Annotated in this window: 18 protein-coding genes; 1 reads left to right on the plus strand and 17 read right to left on the minus strand. The window is 70.0% G+C overall.

Features of this window, described 5'->3' with window-relative positions:
- Nucleotides 1-78 precede the first annotated feature (78 nt).
- The 17 genes from rpsG to DEI99_RS15950 form a co-directional block, all read right to left on the minus strand.
- Nucleotides 79-549: a 30S ribosomal protein S7 gene (rpsG, locus tag DEI99_RS15870; protein WP_071259751.1), complete on the minus strand. Its 471-nt coding sequence runs from the start codon at nt 547-549 to the stop codon at nt 79-81.
- A gap of 5 nt (nt 550-554) precedes the next feature.
- Nucleotides 555-923 (minus strand): 30S ribosomal protein S12, encoded by a 369-nt coding sequence (rpsL, locus tag DEI99_RS15875; RefSeq protein ID WP_071259748.1) that lies wholly within the window; start codon nt 921-923, stop codon nt 555-557.
- 257 nt (nt 924-1,180) lie between these two features.
- Nucleotides 1,181-2,314 carry a hypothetical protein gene (locus DEI99_RS15880; RefSeq protein ID WP_111040824.1) on the minus strand — a complete coding sequence of 378 codons (1,134 nt, stop codon included), beginning with the start codon at nt 2,312-2,314 and terminating at the stop codon, nt 1,181-1,183.
- A gap of 36 nt (nt 2,315-2,350) precedes the next feature.
- Complete coding sequence (locus tag DEI99_RS15885; RefSeq protein ID WP_111040825.1) at nt 2,351-2,836, minus strand: DUF6121 family protein; 486 nt, start codon at nt 2,834-2,836, stop codon at nt 2,351-2,353.
- Between the two features lie 27 nt (nt 2,837-2,863).
- Nucleotides 2,864-3,463, minus strand: coding sequence for a CBU_0592 family membrane protein (locus DEI99_RS15890; RefSeq protein WP_146247056.1), 600 nt, complete (start codon nt 3,461-3,463; stop codon nt 2,864-2,866).
- Nucleotides 3,464-3,623: 160 nt separating this feature from the next.
- Complete coding sequence (locus DEI99_RS15895) at nt 3,624-4,322, minus strand: hypothetical protein (protein WP_111040827.1); 699 nt, start codon at nt 4,320-4,322, stop codon at nt 3,624-3,626.
- A 1-nt stretch (nt 4,323) separates the two neighbouring features.
- Nucleotides 4,324-5,097: a hypothetical protein gene (locus DEI99_RS15900; protein ID WP_111040828.1), complete on the minus strand. Its 774-nt coding sequence runs from the start codon at nt 5,095-5,097 to the stop codon at nt 4,324-4,326.
- On the minus strand, nt 5,094-6,146 hold the full coding sequence (pilM, locus tag DEI99_RS15905; RefSeq protein WP_111040829.1) for a type IV pilus assembly protein PilM: 1,053 nt from the start codon (nt 6,144-6,146) through the stop codon (nt 5,094-5,096). The genes DEI99_RS15900 and pilM overlap by 4 nt, the downstream gene beginning before the upstream one ends.
- 59 nt (nt 6,147-6,205) lie before the next feature.
- The gene (locus DEI99_RS15910) at nt 6,206-7,063 is read right to left on the minus strand and encodes a prepilin peptidase (protein WP_258369223.1); all 858 of its coding nucleotides are present in this window, start codon (nt 7,061-7,063) and stop codon (nt 6,206-6,208) included.
- A 1-nt stretch (nt 7,064) separates the two neighbouring features.
- Nucleotides 7,065-8,954 carry a hypothetical protein gene (locus DEI99_RS15915; RefSeq protein WP_111040830.1) on the minus strand — a complete coding sequence of 630 codons (1,890 nt, stop codon included), beginning with the start codon at nt 8,952-8,954 and terminating at the stop codon, nt 7,065-7,067.
- 2 nt (nt 8,955-8,956) lie between these two features.
- Nucleotides 8,957-9,616, minus strand: a complete 660-nt coding sequence (locus DEI99_RS15920) for a PilW family protein (protein ID WP_258369228.1) — start codon at nt 9,614-9,616, stop codon at nt 8,957-8,959.
- Nucleotides 9,616-10,956, minus strand: a complete 1,341-nt coding sequence (locus DEI99_RS15925) for a prepilin-type N-terminal cleavage/methylation domain-containing protein (RefSeq protein ID WP_111040832.1) — start codon at nt 10,954-10,956, stop codon at nt 9,616-9,618. The genes DEI99_RS15920 and DEI99_RS15925 overlap by 1 nt, the downstream gene beginning before the upstream one ends.
- Before the next feature lie 73 nt (nt 10,957-11,029).
- The gene (locus DEI99_RS15930) at nt 11,030-11,497 is read right to left on the minus strand and encodes a type II secretion system protein (RefSeq protein ID WP_111040833.1); all 468 of its coding nucleotides are present in this window, start codon (nt 11,495-11,497) and stop codon (nt 11,030-11,032) included.
- A 184-nt stretch (nt 11,498-11,681) separates the two neighbouring features.
- On the minus strand, nt 11,682-12,914 hold the full coding sequence (locus DEI99_RS15935; protein WP_111040834.1) for a type II secretion system F family protein: 1,233 nt from the start codon (nt 12,912-12,914) through the stop codon (nt 11,682-11,684).
- Nucleotides 12,914-14,491, minus strand: a complete 1,578-nt coding sequence (locus DEI99_RS15940; RefSeq protein WP_284180888.1) for a type IV pilus twitching motility protein PilT — start codon at nt 14,489-14,491, stop codon at nt 12,914-12,916. The genes DEI99_RS15935 and DEI99_RS15940 overlap by 1 nt, the downstream gene beginning before the upstream one ends.
- 20 nt (nt 14,492-14,511) lie before the next feature.
- Nucleotides 14,512-16,179: a GspE/PulE family protein gene (locus tag DEI99_RS15945; protein ID WP_111040835.1), complete on the minus strand. Its 1,668-nt coding sequence runs from the start codon at nt 16,177-16,179 to the stop codon at nt 14,512-14,514.
- A 237-nt stretch (nt 16,180-16,416) separates the two neighbouring features.
- Nucleotides 16,417-17,442 (minus strand): GNAT family N-acetyltransferase, encoded by a 1,026-nt coding sequence (locus DEI99_RS15950; protein WP_181434348.1) that lies wholly within the window; start codon nt 17,440-17,442, stop codon nt 16,417-16,419.
- 62 nt (nt 17,443-17,504) lie between these two features.
- On the opposite strand from DEI99_RS15950, the gene DEI99_RS15955 reads away from it, so the two are divergent.
- Nucleotides 17,505-17,900, plus strand: coding sequence for a VOC family protein (locus DEI99_RS15955; protein ID WP_111040837.1), 396 nt, complete (start codon nt 17,505-17,507; stop codon nt 17,898-17,900).
- The last annotated feature ends 48 nt before the right edge of the window (nt 17,901-17,948 follow it).

Here is a 17,948-nt window from a genome sequence, read left to right on the forward strand (position 1 = left end):
CCGGAAGAGTTGTAGGAGAGGTTGGCGGCCGTCCGGGCGCCGACGGTGGTGACCACCGGCGCCCGGACGGTGCCGGGACTACCAGCGGTAGTGGGCGAAGGCCTTGTTCGACTCGGCCATCTTGTGCGTGTCCTCGCGGCGCTTGACCGCGGCACCGAGACCGTTCGACGCGTCGAGGATCTCGTTCATGAGACGCTCGGTCATCGTCTTCTCGCGACGGGCCTTGGCGTACGAGGTCAGCCAGCGGAGCGCGAGGGTGTTCGCGCGGTGCGGCTTGACCTCGACCGGGACCTGGTAGGTCGAGCCACCGACGCGGCGGCTGCGGACCTCGAGGGTCGGACGGACGTTGTCGAGCGCCTTCTTGAGCGTGGCGACGGCGTCCTGCTGGTTCTTGGCGGTGACGCCTTCGAGTGCACCGTAGACGATGCGCTCGGCGAGGCCCTTCTTGCCGTCCAGCAGGATCTTGTTGACCAGCTGGCTGACGATGGGGGCGCCGTAGACCGGGTCGGCGACGACGGGACGCTTGGGAGCGGGACCCTTGCGAGGCATCTAACTCAACCCTTCTTCGCGCCGTAGCGGCTGCGAGCCTGCTTACGGTTCTTGACTGCCTGGGTGTCCAGGGCGCCACGGATGATCTTGTAACGGACACCCGGGAGGTCCTTCACACGACCGCCGCGGACGAGCACCATCGAGTGCTCCTGGAGGTTGTGGCCCTCACCGGGGATGTAGGCCGTGACCTCGGTGCCGTTCGAGAGCTTGACACGAGCGACCTTGCGCAGTGCCGAGTTCGGCTTCTTGGGGGTGGTGGTGTAGACGCGGGTGCACACGCCACGCTGCTGGGGGTTCGCCTTCAGGGCGGGCGCCTTGGTCTTGGTGACCTTCGGCGCGCGACCCTTGCGAACCAGCTGCTGGATGGTAGGCAACTGTTCTCCTGGTTCTTCGCTCGTGCTCTCTGGCCGGCGCGATCCGCCGACTTCCTCGTCCCATGCTGATCACCGCCTGACGGCGGAGAACGGTGGGGGACGGAGTGGTCCGACCGGGCGATGTGGCCCGCCGGACTTTTCGGGCGCGCCCGAGGGCGCACACCCAGTAGAGACTACCCGCGGGGCGGGGTGAAATCAATCCGGGGCAGGAGCGACCGCCCCGTCGGTCGCCGCGCCCGGTCGCCGGGGCGCGGGACTCACGAACCGGTGTCGGAGGACCCGTTGCCGACGGCGGACCGGAACGTCGCGCCGTCGTCACCGAAGCCGGTGACGTAGCCGCTCGCGTTCACGTTGAGCGGGCCGGCCGATGCCGTCCCGGTCCCGCCGGCGCCCGCGATGTCCGCCGTGAACGTCGCGCGGCCGAAGGTCGTCGTGGTGACCAACCAGCCGTTCGACGTCCAGCGGCTGACGTCGACGACGGGTCGCGAGACGAGCGTCCACTTCTGGTTCGTGTAGGTGTAGGCCGGGTCCTGCCCGTAGGCGTAGAAGCTGCAGCCGGGCGGTGCGGCCTCCTTCGAGGCGATGCAGCCGTCGACCCAGGCGTCGACCGCCCGCTCCGCGGCCCGGACGCCGGCGTCCGTGAGCGACGCCTGCATCCGCACCGGTGTCGAGACGTCGTCGCCGAACCCGCGCACCGTCGTCTTCCCGCCGTCCGCGGTCGCCCACTTCCCGCCGGCGTAGGACACCGCGTACGTGCCGGGCAGCGCCCGGAGGCTCAGCGTGCCGTCCTTCGCCGTCCGCGCCGTGCTGCCGTCGACGCGCACCGCGGCGGGGGTCGGGCCGTCGACGTCCACGACGACCGAACCGAGCTCCGGTGCCTGCAGCTCCCACACCGGGAAGAACCCCCAGTCCGTCCCGGTCTGCTCGAGCGTGAAGCTTGCCGCCACGTCCTGGCCGCCCTGCCGCAGGTACGCCCGGACCGTCGCGGTGTCCCCCTCGGTGCTGGTGGCCGCGATGCGGTAGCCGGTCACCTTGTCCCGGGCCTTCGCGTAGGCGGCCTGGCGCAGCAGGACGTCGGACTCCTCGGGGTCGATCCCGACCTCGTCCAGTGCCGCGTCGACACGTCCTGCCGTCAGGTCGTCGAGGAACGCGCGCACCGGTCGGTCCGCCGCGTGCGTGGCCGTCCCGACCGAGAACCCGACCACCCCGGCGACGAGCAGGACCACGACGGCCGTCGCCCCGGCGACGATCCCGACCACCTGCCGGCGGCGGAGACGGCGTGCGGGGCGTGCGGTCACCGCCGGGGTACCGGACGCGTCCTGGGTGCCCCGGATCGAGGCCACCGGTGGGACGGCGCCCCAGCCGTCCTGCTGCTCGTGCTGGTCGGTCATCGTTCCCCCGTTGCGAGTGCGTCGTGCCCCGGCAGACTACCGCCCGGCCTGGTCGTCGCCCGCGATCGTCGTCCCCCGCTGCCCGCCCGCGTCGGTGGCGCCGCGGCCCGCACGTGCCTGCTGCTTCGCCGCCGCCGTCCCGCCCACGACGGACAGCAACGCGACCACGACCGACCCGACCACGAACGGCCCGAGGGCGTACCCGGCGGGGAAGACCACGAGCTCGGTCGCGTCACCACGGAGCAGCGCGTAGCCGACGGCCCCGACCCCGAGCATCACGAGGTAGACGGTGGCGGCCGCCACGAGACCGGTCACGCCGGGGTTGCCGTCCCGCGCACCGACCGCGGTCGCGAGGAACACCACGAGCGCACCGCCGACCACCATCCCCGGGCCGAGGTACGGGGTGGCGTCCGGCTGGGAGATGATCTCGACGTCGGCGAGCAGGGCCTCGAAGCCCGTGACGGCGACCACGAGCGCGATGAAGAGGACGGACGTCATCGTCGCGATCAACCACCGGGACATGGTCCGATCGTATCGCCGTCCGGCGGGTCAGCGGGCGGTGTCGGTCCGGGCGGCGCGCTGAGCGGCTTCGTCGGACCGGCCGGCCTGCTCCTGCGCCGCGGCGACGAGCGCGAGGGCGATCGTCGCGGTGATGATCGGGACGGTCTCGGTCATCGGTGCCGGAACGGTCGCGGGGACGGGATCGTGACCGGGGTCGGCCTGGAGGCCCGGGGCCGCGTCCGCCACGGACGCCGCGTCGGCCTCGTGGTCGCGCACCGCGGGGCCCATCACCGGCAGGACGCCCGTGGTCGCCGGGGGCTCCGTGTGCAGGACGGGGGCTCCCCCGCCGTCGTCGCCGGCCACGTCGCGCCAGAGGCCGTCGGTCGGCTCGGCTCGGCGCGCAGCCCGCCGGGCCCGGCCCATCCGGACGAGGACGACCACGGCGACGACCGCCCAGATGCCGTTCACGATCGTCGAGGGGATCGCGTGGTGCGCGGCGACGTTCACCGCCACCGCGAGCCCGCCGACGAGGTTGAAGAGTTGGTAGACGGGGCCGTTCGGCAGCTTCCCCGTCGAGAAGAGAATGTAACCGGCAAGGACGGTTACGGCTCCGAACCAGCCGAGGAACTCCACGATTCCGACCAACACGCGCGACTCCGGGCACGACGGGAACGGCCGATCCGAGCCGACCGTTCGAGAGGGGACGAGCGGCCGCGATCGCGGGCTCGGGAGCATCGTACGCACAACGACGGCTGTCGCGGAAGTGGGGTCGGCGTGCCGCGGCCGGCCCCACTTCACGGGGGTGGGATCAGCCCTTCGCGGCGGTGTCCGCGTCGGTGGTCAGGACGTAGACGTAGCCGCCGAAGGTCCAGGTGGTCGAGGCCGTCGCGGACTCGTCGGTGGAGTCCTGCGACGCCGAGGAGGTCACGGTGTTCACGAGGAAGAGCCGGGCCCCGTCCTGCAGGCCGCCGATGAACGACAGCGCCTGGTCGAACGACCCGTCGACCGAGACGGAGACCGGGATCGCGGAGAAGTTCTCGCCGGAGATGGACGGGTCGGTGGTCGCCGTCGTGGCCGCTGCGGAGGGCCCGGCGGACGCGGTCGCGGTCGGGTCGTCGGTCGCCGTGCTGTCCTCGGTCGCCGGTGCAGCGGCTGCCGGCGAGGTGTAGGCGACCGCGTCCGAGGTCGTGATCGCCGAGACCTTCACACCGGTCCGCGCGGCGACGTCGTCCACGGACCCGTAGAACGACGACATGCTCGCCGACGACGGGACCGACGCCGTGAGCTTCGCGAGCTCGGCCTTGAGCGCCGGGAGGGACTTCGCACGCTCCTGCAGACGGGCGAGCTCCGCCGCCGTCGTCTGGTTCGTGGCGTCCACCGACGTCTGCTCGTCGCGGTCCGTCGCAGCCTGCGCGAGGTGCGGCTGGACGCCGACGAAGAACCCGGCGAGCGCCACCACGACCATCGCCAGCACGGCGATCAGCATGTTCAGTCGGTTGCGGGTCATGTCACTCGCCCTTGTCCTGGTACTTGCCGTCGAAGGCGCCGTCGTCGACGTGGATGGTCATGTTCACCGTGTAGACGCCGGTGGTCGGGTCGAGGGTGACCGAGTTCGCGGTGGCGTCCACGAAGCCCTCGAGGTCCTTGACGGAGTCGAGCCACTCGGGCACGGACGGCAGGGTCGGGCTCTGTGCGTCGATCGTCAGCGTCGCGACACGCTGCCCCTGCAGGGGGGTGTCGGCCTGCGCGTAGGCCTCGAGCGGCGTCGCCGAGTCGATCGCGACCCCGGTGATCTCGACGCCGGACGGCAGCGACGACCTCACCGAGCTCAGGTACGGCTGCCAGGCGATCTCGGTCGACCCGCCGACGGACTGGGCTGCCTGACGGAGCGCGGTGCCGGTCTCGGTCTCGCGGACCTCGCTGTACTGCGCCTGCTGACGCAGGAGCGAGAGGGTCTCGTTCTGCGCGTCGGTGAGCTCGTCGTGGGCCTGGGCCGCGTAGAGGCTCGCAGCGCCGATGCCGATCCCGACGACGACCGCGACGAGGGCGACACCGGCCCACATGCGTCGGACGACACGACGGCTGCGGCGGTCGGCGAGCACCTCGGTGGGCAGCAGGTCGACGCGCGGCCGGCCGCCGACGACCACGTCGTTGGGCGACGTCTTGCTGAGGCGCTTCGCACGCTCGGCGCTCTCGGCCGCGACGCGCGCCGCCGGGTCCCCTTCGGCTGCACCGCGACGACGGGCGCTGCGGGACGGCTTGGTCTTCGTGGTCTGGCTCATGCTGCCTTCCCTCCGCTCGCGAGGCCCCAGGCGACCGCGATCGATGCGCCGTGTGCGTGCAGGTCCTCGACCCGGATCGACTTGGCGAGTGCCACGTTGGCGAACGGGGCGCCGAACCGGACCGACGTGCGGGTGAACTCGGAGAGCGCGGCGGCGAAGCCGGGCAGGGCCGAAGCGGCACCACCGAGCAGGATCTCGCCGACCGGCTCGGCCGGGTGGGTGTTGACGAAGTAGTTGATCGTGTTCCGCAGGCTCGCCAGGAGCTCGCTCATCGTCTCGCGGACCGCGGCCACCGCGAGCGCGTCGTCGCTCGTCCGGGCGGCGAGCGGGTCCATGCCGAGGTGCCGCTTCACGGCCTCCGCGGATCCCTCGTCGATCGAGAGCCGACCGGCCAGCAGCCGCGTGATGTCGTCGCCACCGGTCGGGATGATGCGGACGAACTTCGGCACCCCGTCGGTGACGATCACGACGGTGGTGGTGTTGCCACCGCACTCGACGATCGCGACGGTGCCGCGCTGGCTCGCGGGGGCGAGCACCCGGGCGAGGGCGAACGGGATGAGGTCGACGCCGACCGGGTTGAGGCCGGCGGTCTGCACCGCGCGCACGTTGGCGAGCACGGCGTCCTTGACCGCGGCGACGAGCAGGCCGCTCAGGGTCGGGCCGCTCTCGCTCGTGCCCTCACCGGTCGGGTAGAAGTCGAGGATGGCCTCGCCGACGGGAACGGGGAGCATGTCCTGCACCTGGAAGGGCAGCGACTCGCGGATCTGTGCCATCGGGGCCTTCGGGACGGTGAGGTCGCGGGACAGCACGCGCTGGTTGCCCATCCCGAGCACGACGTCCTTCGAGCGGAACTTGCCGATCGACCAGAGCTGGCGCAGCGCACCCGCGACCGTGTTCGGCTCGACGACCTCGCCCTGGCGCGTCGCGCCCTCGGGGACGGGCACCTCGGCGAAGCGCACGATGGTGGGCTTCGGCCGGTCGGGGTCCTGCACCTCGACGGCGCGGATCGCTGCGGCGCCGATGTCGACACCGACGATGCTCTTCGGCATGGGTGGGTCCTTCCGTGACCGTTTCGGGTCGGTCTGGTGGGTTCAGCGGTGCGAGCGCGTCAGGAGAGTCCGAGTACGCCGAGGTAGAGGTCCCACAGCGGCGCGCCGACGGCGATGCCGAGCCAGGCGCCCGCGAGCATCCAGGGGCCGAACGGGATCCCGCTCCGGCGTCCGGCGCGGCGCACTGCGAGGAGGACGACTGCGAAGCTACCGCCGAGCAGGAACGCCCCGAAAGAACCCACTGCGAGGGGTCCCCATCCGAGGTACGCGAGGACGAACCCGAGGACGCCCGCGAGCTTCACGTCGCCGAGCCCCATCCCGCCCGGTACCGCCAGCGCGAGGGCCAGGTACACGGCGCCGAGGACCACCAGGCCCACGATCCCTCGGACCAGGGCACCCCAGTCGCCGGAGACCGCCGAGGCTGCGAGGAGCAGCGCGGGCAGCACGACGTACGCGGGCAGCACGATGCGGTTCGGCAGGGTGTGGGTGTCGAGGTCGATGAGCGACAGCGTGATGCTGACGGCCATGAGGAAGAGCAGCGCGACGAGCAGCAGCCCTGCGTGCACGAGTCCTCGAGTGTCCGTGCCCGTACGGAGCGCGGACCACGGGGCGAGGACCGAGAACAGCGTGACGGCGACGAACAGCAGACCGGTGCCTGCCTCGACGAGCGGGTAGCGCGCCGAGATCGGTTCGTGGCAGTCCCGGCAACGGGCTCGCAGGGCGATCCAGGACAGCACCGGGACGTTGTCGCGGCGGCGGATCGCGTGACCGCACCCGGGGCAGGCACTCGCCGGTGCCACCACGGACATGCCCGCAGGGACGCGGTGCACGGCGACGTTGAGGAACGAACCGATCGCCAGGCCGAGCACGCCGGTCAGGGTCACGAGCAGCGGGAGTGCGGAGTCGAGGACGCTCACGTCACTTGCCCGTCGCGCTGCCGTCGGCGCGGAACGCCGTCGCCGACTCCGTCTCGGTGGTCACGCCGTACGTGGTGGACACCGGTTGCAGGAACTTCGGCGGCGCCGAGGTCCGGAGACGCGTGTCGTACCCGTAGGCCTTCGCGTAACCGGTGAGCCAGGCACCGGAGTTGTACGAGGTCCGGACCGACCCGCGGAACTCCTGCGCGATCGAGCCGTAGATCGTCAACGTGCCGAGGTTCGACCCGAACGCGCTGTTCTGCACGTTGAAGGTGCCGAGGTTGCTCGCGATCGCCGCGTCGATCTCGATGTTCCGGGTCGGCGCGAGGTTCGACGAGTCGCCGTTCGCGGTCGAGCACGCACTGGCCGTCCCCGACGAGCACGAGATGGGGTTGTAGACCGACACGGCCTTTTGCCCGACGAGCCCGAGCATGTCGTCGGAGCTGCGACCGTTCTGGTAGACGATGCTGCCGGTGACGTAGACGAAGTTCTCGGCGGCGACCGTCATCTGGCCGCCGAAGGAACCGGACACGAAGACGTCGCCGCTCCGGCACCCATAGTACCCGGCGTCGCCGCGGCTCCCCGTGAACTCGTTGGCCAGGGGGTAACCGAGCCCGTTGCCGTACTCCGAGGTCGTCTTCTGGTTCCGCCCGCTGCCCGTCGTGACGTTCTGCTGGCAGTAGACCGGCGATCCTGCGTTGACGGTGCCGTTGACGTTCCCGCTCGGCGTCTTGTCCGTCGCCCACGAGTTCGGGTCGCCGGCGGTGCTCGGCACCGACTGCACGAAGACCAGGTTCGACGGGAGGGTCGGGATGACCGCACCGGCCCCCTGCAACGCGGACACGGACCCGCAGAGTGCATCGTTGGTGCCGCCGCCGGTGATCGTGCCGTTCGCGGCACCCGTCACCTGGGTCTTCTGGGTCCACGGCGAGACGACCCGCATCTTGCCCCCGGACAGGAAGGTGATCGACGTCGGTCCGGTGTAGATGCAACCCGGCTTCGCCACCTTGTCCGGGATGTCGGTGCGCGCCTCCTGCTTCATGTTCGCGTTCGTGCTCGGCATCGGCAGGGTGCCGACGTTCCGCGTGCTGTCGCCGGGAAGGAACTTCGTCGAGGAGCGGCACGACGAGCTGATCGACGTCTGGCCGCTCGTGTAGAAGAAGCCCGCAGCACCGGTGTGCTGCACGGTCGACTTGAACGTCGCGCCGCAGGCCGTGATCACGTCGTTCGTGCGGACGGGTCCGTCGAGGACGTCGCCCGAGGCGAACTGCACGGCGTTGCAGCTGGCGTTGACGTTCCAGTTGCTGTCGTTGCGGTGCGCGGACGTGCACCGGGCCGTGCCGCCGGTCACCGTCTCGCCGGTGAGGTTGGGGTCCTGTGACTCGTAGTCGGTGAAGTACAGGTAGTTCACGAAGCCGTCTCCGCGCAGGTCGACCACGATCGTGCGCGTCGTCGCTCCCGACTTCCCCGTGACGCGGAGTCGGACCTTGCCCGAGGTCGCGTAGTCGGAGTTGTCGACCTCGTACCGGTACGACTGATCGGGACTGCCGACGACCGGCGCCCACCCGTCGGCTCGCGTCGTGCCGAAGGCCTTGTTCGTCGTGTCCGACGAGTACGTGCTCGTCCCCGAGAACGGCGTCCGCACCCCGTACTGCACGTACGAGTTGTCGGCAGCGAGCCGCCCCTGGTAATCGGACAGCCCCGCGTAGGCGGCCGCGATCGCCTTGTTGTAAGCGACGTCGGTCGTCGCCTTCGTGGCGCCGCTCGTGGCCGTCGCGACGACGAGCGAGAGCACGATCATGAGGACGGCGCCGATGCCGATGACGGCGGCCAGCGCGACACCGCGCTCGTCGTCACGCTCGCGCAGTGCGCGGACCAGTCTGAGCATCATCGTCACTCCGTCGCTGCGCCGTAGTCGAGGTTGCGCAGGTTGATGGTGGCTTGGAAGGTGGTGTCGTTCGCCGTCGTCCCGCCGGCGGACCCGATCGTCAGGTTCACGTCCACCGAGCGGATGGCGTCCGCCGTCGTCGAGGTCGGGGTGAAGATCGCGCCGCCGGCGTTCTCGTAGCGGAAGATCGTGCTGGCGTCGCCCGTGCTGCGGACGACGTCGGCCAGGACGACGGTGCGGGTCGACCCCGTGAAGGTGCAGTAGCCGTCGGCCGGGCAGTCCCCCCGCTGCAGCTGCATGCGGAGGCGGTTCGACTGGACGTCGATCGTGACCTTCGTCAGACCGGCCCGCGAGCTCGAGAGGTCGACCGCGGAGTAGAACTGCACGCTCCGCGCCGACGTGTTGACGAACGCCGGGTTGGTCGTCGTCCTCGACACCTGCCAGCGCGACGCCTCGCGCAGGTACCGGCTGATCTGGGTCATCGAGGTGGTGCCCTGCCGGGTGCTGTCGTTGACGGACGACACCGTCCGCTGCGCCTTGAGCATCGACACGAAGAAGCTCCCCACCAAGGTGAGCAGCAACGACGTCACGAGCATCGCGACGAGCAGCTCGACCAGGGTGATCCCGCGTTGGTCCCGACGGAGCCGGCGAGCGAGCGCGAGCATCACGAGGCCGGCCTCGGGTCGACCATCACGACGCCGCCCGTGACGCCGCCGTTCGTGACCATCGCCGCGTTCGACGTGGTGAGCGACAGCGCCGTCGTGGTCGTACCGGAGGACGTCCCGGCGTAGAGCTTCCACGTCCCCCACGGCAGGGCGATCGTCGACGCATCGCCGCTGTACTTCGGGAACGCGAGCTTCATGCCCACGGCGCACCCCGGGTCCCCGTTCACCGGGTTCGTGGTGACCGCGGTGAGGAACTGGTCCTTCGGCAGCTTCGAGAGCTTGACGGCGCCCATCTGCACGTCGCGCGACAGGGCGGCCGACGGCGCGGTCGGCGTGCCGACCTTCCCCGCCTTGTTCGGGGTCGTCCACGAGCCGGGCTCGGAGCTCAGGCACGTCGTCGTCGATGTCGTACCGGACGCGTCGACGACGTAGGTGCCGGCGACGACCTGGTAGCCGGAGGAGAAGGGGAAGACGGTCGCCGTCGTCGCCGTGTTCTGCAACGACGTCGTACCCGACGTCGGGTTGACGAGCGTGGTCGGCAGGTTCGTCGGCAGGGTCGCGCCGACCGCTGGCGTGGTCGTGTAGGTGAAGTTGTAGCGGGTCGCGACGTCGAACGAGAACGCCGCGGCGCCGGAGTCACCGGCTGCGACGCGGACGGTCTTGCTCGACGGACTCGCCTTCTGGTCCGAGTCGATGTACCCGCTGCGGGCGATCGTGACGGTGTACGTGCCTGGGGCGACCCCGGAGACGTAGGTGCAGCCCTCGCTGTCGGTGGCGGGGACGGTCACACCGCCCGGGCCGCTGATGGTCGGCACCATGCCGGAGACGCCGACGCCGTTGCCGTTCGTGATCCCGATGAGGATCGACCCGGTGGTGTCCGAGTTGATGTTCGAGAGCGGCGCGATCGCGCTCGACATGCTCACGCGCTGGGTGCCGGAAGACGCGCCGGACGATGTCCAGGCGACCGAGACCGTGACCGACTTGTACGACAGGGTGCCGTCGCCCGTGCCGCAGGCGGTGGGCGATCCCGACGAGCGGATCCAGGCGACCTTGCGCTCGAGCGTGAAGGTGCGGTTGCCGACGGTCCTCGTGCCGCTGCCGCTCTTCACGTCGAAGATGCTCGGCAGGTCACGGAGGTTGTCGATGTCCTCCATCGCGACCGTCGAGGCGACCTCGCGGGCGCGGGTGTCGCTCGACAGCACGAGCGACGCCGTGATGCCGGCCGCGATGCCGGCGGCGATGACCGCGAAGATCGTCATGGCGACCATCACCTCGATGATGGTGAAGCCGTGCTCGTCCTCACGGGCGGAACGCAGTCGCTCGGCGATGCGCGCGATCATGTCGTTCCTTCCTCGTGGGGTGGGATGCGGGAGGACCCGCACGGCCGGAGGGCCGCGCGGGTCCCGTCATTCGCTACTTCTTGGCAGTGAAGACACCGGCGGCGCAAGTGCCCTCGGCAACACCGGACGCGTCGGTTGCGCCGAAGGTCTTCTTCGTTGCGGTGCTCGTGCCCTGCACGCAGAATGCGGTCTTGTCGCTGTTCGTGGAGTAGGCCAGCGTCGTATCGGTCCCGGCGGTGCTGCCCGCGGCCTTGTACGGGTCGGCAGACAGTGCTGCCGCGTCGAGCGACGCGGGGTACGCACCGGTGTCCGACTGCGTCACGACGGTCACGATCGCGGCCTTCGCGTTGGTGACGTCCGACTTGACGGCGGCGTTCTTCGCGTTGTTCTGGACGCTGATGTACACCGGGATGGCGATCGCGGCGAGGATGCCGATGATGATCACGACGACGAGGAGCTCGATGAGGGTGAAGCCCTTCTCGCCGTCCTTCAGGAGACCCTTGCGGCGAGCGTCGAGCTTGCCCATGAGAGCGAAGTACATGATTGTTTCCATTCTGCGGGGAATGAGGGAATGTGATTTCGGGGCTTGCTCTGCCGCCGTACATCAGCGTATTCGGGGCGAAAGCACCGGCCAATCCCGAGAACGGGGGCCATCGGTCACACAAAAGACCCCCACTGTGGGGGCGACCGCATTCACGGATCGCCCCCACACGGGGGTGGAATGGTCAGGACGCGTTCTGCACGACGTTCGTGATCTGGAAGATCGGCATGTACAACGCGATGATCATGCCGCCGACGACGACGCCGAGGAACGCGATGAGCAGCGGCTCGATGAGCGAGGTCAGTGCGTCCGTGGTGGCCTCGACCTCGGCGTCGTAGAACACAGCGATCTTCTCGAGCATGACTTCGAGGGAGCCGGCGTCCTCACCCACGGCGACCATCTGCGTCACCATTGCGGGGAACACCGTTTCCGTGGACAACGGCGCAGCGATGGAATCGCCTTTCCGCACTGCTTCTGCGACATTGTCGAGTGCGCGTTTCACGACGAAGTTGTTCGACACTTCGCCGACGATGCGCAATGCCTGCAGGATGGGGACACCGGCGCCGATCATGTTGGAGAAGTTCCGGGCAAATCGCGCGATGACGATCTTCTTCTGCAACTGACCGAAAACGGGGAGCTTCAACGTGATCGGGTCGATGACCGCACGAACCCGATCGGTGTTCTTGTTCGCCCGCCACCACAGGGAGAACACCGTGATCGCGATCGCGAGCGGGATCGCGATGTACCGCATCGCGTGGGACAGGTAGACGAGCATCATCGTCGGGAGCGGGAGCTTGCCCCCGAGCGACGAGAACATGTCCTGGAAGATCGGCACGATGAAGATGAGCATGATCGCGACGGCGAGCAGGGACATCACGAGCACGACCACCGGGTAGGTCATGGCCGACTTGATGGTCGTCCGGAGCTTGTGCTCCTTCTCGAAGTTCGTCGCGATGGAGTCCATCGCCTGGTCGAGGAAGCCGCCCGTCTCGCCGGCGCGGATCATGTTGATCATGATCGGCGGGAAGTCGACCGGGAACTTCGCGACGGCCTCCGAGAACGAGACTCCCCGCTCGACGTCGTCGCGGACCTTGCCGAGGATGTCCTTGAGCTTCTTGTTCTCGGTCTGGTCGGCGAGGATCGTCAGGGCACGCAGGAGCGAGAGCCCCGAGGTGAGCATCGTCGAGGCCTGTCGCGACATGATCGCCAGGTCCTTGAGGCCGACGCCCTTCTCGAAGCCCGGGATCTTGATCTCGGCTTGCAGCCCGGTGCCGGCCTTCGACTCGGTGATCGCGATGGGCGAGACGCCCATACCTCGCAGGCGCTGGACGACGGCACCCTCGGACGCGGCGTCGAGCCGCCCCTTGACGAGCTTGCCGGCGCCGTCCCGGCCTCGGTAGTCGAACGCGAGGGACATCAGTAGCCTCCGGAGAACTTGTCGCCGAAGTCGATGCCGCTGGCGGCGATCGCGGCGGCCGATGAATCGGACGGGGACTCGACGCGCTGCACGAGCCGGTCGAAGCCGTCCTCGTCGTGCACCTTCTCCATCGCGGCCTTCCGCGAGATCGTGCCGACGTTGACCAGTTCCGCGAGGTCCTGGTCCATGGTGTGCATGCCGAGGTCACGGCCGGCCTGCATGGCCGAGGTGATCTGGTACGTCTTGCCCTCGCGGATGAGGTTCCCGATGGCGGGCGTGATCGTCATGATCTCGGTGGCGACCACACGGCCGACGCCGTTCGCCTTCGGCACGAGCGTCTGGCAGACGACGCCCTGCAGGGTGGCCGCGAGCTGCGTGCGGATCTGGCCCTGCTGGTGTGGCGGGAAGACGTCGATGACGCGGTCGATCGTGCCGGGGGCGCTCTGCGTGTGCAGGGTGGCGAACACCAGGTGGCCGGTCTCGGCGGCGGTGAGGGCGACGGAGATGGTCTCGAGGTCGCGGAGCTCGCCGATGAGGATGACGTCGGGGTCCTGGCGCAGCACGTGCTTGAGCGCCGAGGCGAAGGAGTGCGTGTCGGCACCGACCTCGCGTTGGTTGATGATGGCGCGCTTGTGCTCGTGCATGAACTCGATCGGGTCCTCGACCGTCACGATGTGGTCCGCGCGGCTCTCGTTCACCAGGTCGATGAGGGCGGCGAGCGTCGTCGACTTGCCGGAACCGGTGGGCCCGGTCACGAGCACGAGGCCGCGCGGCAGGCCGGCGAAGTCGCCCACGTGCTCGGGGATGCCGAGCTGCTTGAGCGTCTTGATCTTCGTCGGGATGATGCGGAAGGCCGCGCCCCAGTTGCCGCGCTGCTGGTAGTAGTTCACGCGGAACCGGTACTCCGGCGAGAGCGAGTACGCGAAGTCGAGTTCCTGGTCGTGGTCGAACTGGCCGGCCTGCTCGACGGACAGCAGCGTCTTGAGGGCCGCGATGACCTTGCCACGCGACCACGCGCCTCCCGGCACGGCGGGCCGGAGCGAGCCGTCGACGCGGACGGTGGGCGGGGCGTCCGCCGTCACGTGCAGGTCGGACGCGCCCTGGTAGACGACCTGGGCGAGGGCGGTGATGAGGTCCGGGTCGGCGACCTCGCGGGCGTGCCGCGAGAAGTCGATGTCGCCCGACGACGAGCCCGCGGCCGGCGCGGCCGGAGCTGCCGCCGGGGTCGCGTGGTGCGCGCCGCTGTACGGGATCGCCGGCAGCTGGTGCGTCGGCGCCTCGGTGTAGCCGTAGGTCGCGATCGACGACGGCACCGCTGCGGGCGGCGTCGCGGGGGCGGCGAGGGGCTGTGCCACCGGGACGGCGATGGGCGAGCCGGTGGGGGCCGGCCAGGCCATGGTGTCGTCGCCGAGGTCGTAGACCTGCTCGGGCGCGGCCGCCGGGACGGGCGCCGTCGGGGCAGTCGACGCCAGCCGGGCGGCTCGTCGGGAACCCACCTCGGTGCCCGGGTTGCCGGGGTGCCAGCCGGCGACGGGCTCGTCGCCGGGGGTCGTGATGTCGTACACGGAATCGGTCATCGCTCGTGTCCTCCCGGTGCCTACGCGACCACGCGCAGGATCTCGTCGACGCTCGTCATGCCGAGCTTGACCTTCTCGAAGCCGTCCTGGCGGAGGGTGAGCATGCCCTGCTGCTGGGCGACGCGGCTGATCTCCGCGCTCGAGGCCCGCGCGACGGCGAGCCGTTCGATCTCCTCGGTGACGGTCATGACCTCGTGCAGCGCGATGCGGCCGCGGTAGCCCGTGTTCGAGCAGACCGCGCAGCCGACCGGCGCGAAGAACGGCGGGACCTCGTCGCCGGCGCGCAGGAAGCCGAGGGCCTGGAGCTGCTCGGCCTCGTACACGGCGGGCGCCTTGCACCGGTCGCAGAGGCGACGCGCGAGTCGCTGCGCCACCACGGAGTCCAGGGCGGAACCGACCAGGAAGGGCTCGATGTCCATCTCGGTGAGCCGGGTCACGGCCGACGGTGCGTCGTTGGTGTGCAGGGTGGAGAGCACGAGGTGGCCGGTCAGCGAGGCCTCGATCGCGATCTGGGCGGTCTCGTGGTCGCGGATCTCACCGAGCAGGACGACGTCGGGGTCGGACCGCAGGATCGACCGGAGCGCCGAGGCGAAGGTCAGGCCGGCCTTCGGGTTCACCTGCACCTGGTTGATGCCGGACATCCGGTACTCGACCGGGTCCTCGACGGTGATGACGTTGATCTCGGGGCGCGCGACGGCGTTCAGGGTCGTGTACAGCGTGGTCGACTTGCCCGAACCGGTCGGACCGGTGACCAGGATCATGCCGTACGGCTTCGAGTAGGACTTCTGGTACGCCTGGAAGTTCTGCTCGAGCAGGTTGAGGTCCTTGAGGGTCAACGACGTGTTCGTGTTGTCGAGGATCCGCATGACGACCTTCTCGCCCCACACCGTCGGCAGCGTCGCCACGCGGAGGTCGATCTGGCGGCCACCGTGACGGACCGACATGCGGCCGTCCTGGGGCTTGCGACGTTCGGCGATGTCGATGTCGCTCATGATCTTCAGGCGGCTGATCACGCCGTTCTGGATGTTCTTGGGTGCCGGGGCCATCTCGTGCAGCACGCCGTCGATGCGGTAGCGGATCCGGACCTCGTGCTCGCCCGGCTCGATGTGGATGTCGGAGGCGTGGTCCTGGATGGCCTGGGACACGAGCAGGTTGACGAAGCGGACGATCGGGACGTCGTCGAGCGCGCCGTCGGCGATGTCCACCTGTGCGGACGTGCTGACGGACGCTTCCTCCTCGAGCGAGGAGGTGAGGTCGTTCAGCTCGTCGTCGGCGCGCAGGTAGCGGTCGAGGGCGGTGGCGAGGTCGCGCTCCTCGACCTGCAGGGGCTTGATCGGACGGCCGGAGGCGGCACGGGCGTCGTCGATCGCCAGCACGTTGGTCGGGTTCACCATCGCGAGGATGAGCAGCTCACCCTCGAAGCCGACGCCGAGCACGCCGTGCCGGCGGCAGAGCGCTGCGGGGAGCATCGACACGGCGGTGCCGTCGACCGGGTAGTCGGTCAGCGGGACGGTGCGGGAGTTGTTCGAGGCCGCGCGGGCGGTGATGAACTGGGCCTCGCTCACGACGCCCTGGTCGACGAGGCCGCGGATGGCGCGTTCGTCGAGCTCCTCGTCGCCGGTCATCGAGTCGAGGTGCTCGATGGGCAGGGCGCCGTTCAGGATGAGGATCTCGGACAGGGTCGCCATCAGGCCCCCACCTCCTTGGACTCGCGGGCGCGAGACGTCGTCGGGTCGTGCGCCACCAGGGAGAAGGCGCCCGACCACGCTACTTCTGGCGCACCGACGGCCCGCAGTCCCAGAAAGAGGGGGCGAGGAGGGGTCAGGTGCACCCAGAACAGGGGTGCCCGGTGGAGAAGGGTCCGGTGGAGATGGGTCCGGTGGAGATGGGTCCGGTGGAGATGGGTCCGGTGGGGGTGTGCCCGGTCAGAGCGCCGTGGACGCCGTGACGTGCACGTCGCCCGCGACGAAGCCGAGGCGCTCGTAAATCCGGCCGGCACCGCTCGGGTTCTCGGCGTCGACGTGCAGCACCGCTGCGGCGAGGCCGTCGCCGCGGATTGCCTGCAGTGCAGCGCCGAGCACGATCGGTGCCAGCCCCGTGCCGCGCGCAGCCCGCACGACCCCGACCCAGTGGACGTAGCCGAACGAGTGCCCGCGGGCCGCGAAGGACTCCGGGTCGGACTCCACGACGGCGAACGCCAGGACGGAACCGTCCCCGTCGACGACGACGCGGGACAGGTCGGGACGGCTCTTCGGTGCGGTGAGGAACCCGTGCCAGTCGGCGGCGACCATCGGCTGCGATCCCCAGTGGTCGCGGAAGGCGTCGTTCTTGGCGAGGCGCATCGGTTCGATGTCGTCGGCCGTCGTCGGTCGGACCACCAGGCCGTCCGGGACGGGCGGCACCGCGATCGCGTCGGATCGCTCGTCGAACACGACCTGCATGTCGACCCAGTCGCGGATCGGCTCGAACCCCGCCCGCGCGGCGAGGCGCAGGACGGACGAACCGCGGCGCCCACCGAGGTCGAGCGCCGCGGGCAAGTCGACGTCGAGCGTGGCGAGCCGTTGCCGCGCGCGCCCGCTCTGCCAGGCGAGCAGTCGACGGCCGACGCCGCGGTCGCGATGGTCGGGGTGGACCGCGCCGTCGAGGACCACGCGAGCGGCGGTGACGCGGGAGGGGACGTCGACGACGATGCCGTAGGCCTGCACATTCCCGTCAGCATCGGTGCCGACCACGGTGTCGCGGGCGACGTCGAGTCCTTCTGTGGACAGCGAGCGGTGCAGGTCCGCTGTGGAGGGACGGGCGTGCGGGTCGTCGACGGCCGCCGCCGCGACCGCCACGGCGTGCATCGCCGGCAGGTCCTCGAACGTCGCAGGCCGGAAGGTCAGACCGCCGACCGGGCTCGGCGGCTCGAGGTGTGCCGGTGCCGTGATCCGTTCGCGCAGGGTCGCCATCCCACCACCCTGCCAGGTCCGCCGACCCTCGACGAACCCCGCGACGCGGGCCATGATGAGTCATGGACATCACGAGTGTCACCGTCGGGTTGCCGGTCACCGACATCGAGGCGTCGTGCCTCTGGTACGGCGCGGTGTTCGAGCGTGCGGAACCGGACCTCGAACCCGCCGACGGCGTCGTCGAGTACGAGATCGGCGGGATCTGGGTCCAGCTCCTCGAGGAACCGGACGCCGAGGAGCACCCTGCCCGAGTCCGCTTCGGTGTGGACGACGTGACAGCGCAGCACGCCCGGATCGCGGCCCTCGGCATCGACGTCGGTCCGGTCGCGTGCGTCGACGGCGCGGTCGCGTGGTTCGACGCGCGCGACCCCGACGGGAACGTCCTGAGTCTGTACTCGCTCGTCGACGAGTCCGGTACGGGCGGTGGCCGCGCCGACGACACCGGCCGCGCCGTCTGATCCGCTGGCCCTCCAGACCGAGCCACCCTCGGTTCTGCGGTGCAGCAC

It is taken from the genome of Curtobacterium sp. MCLR17_036, from assembly GCF_003234445.2.
Classification (GTDB): domain Bacteria; phylum Actinomycetota; class Actinomycetes; order Actinomycetales; family Microbacteriaceae; genus Curtobacterium.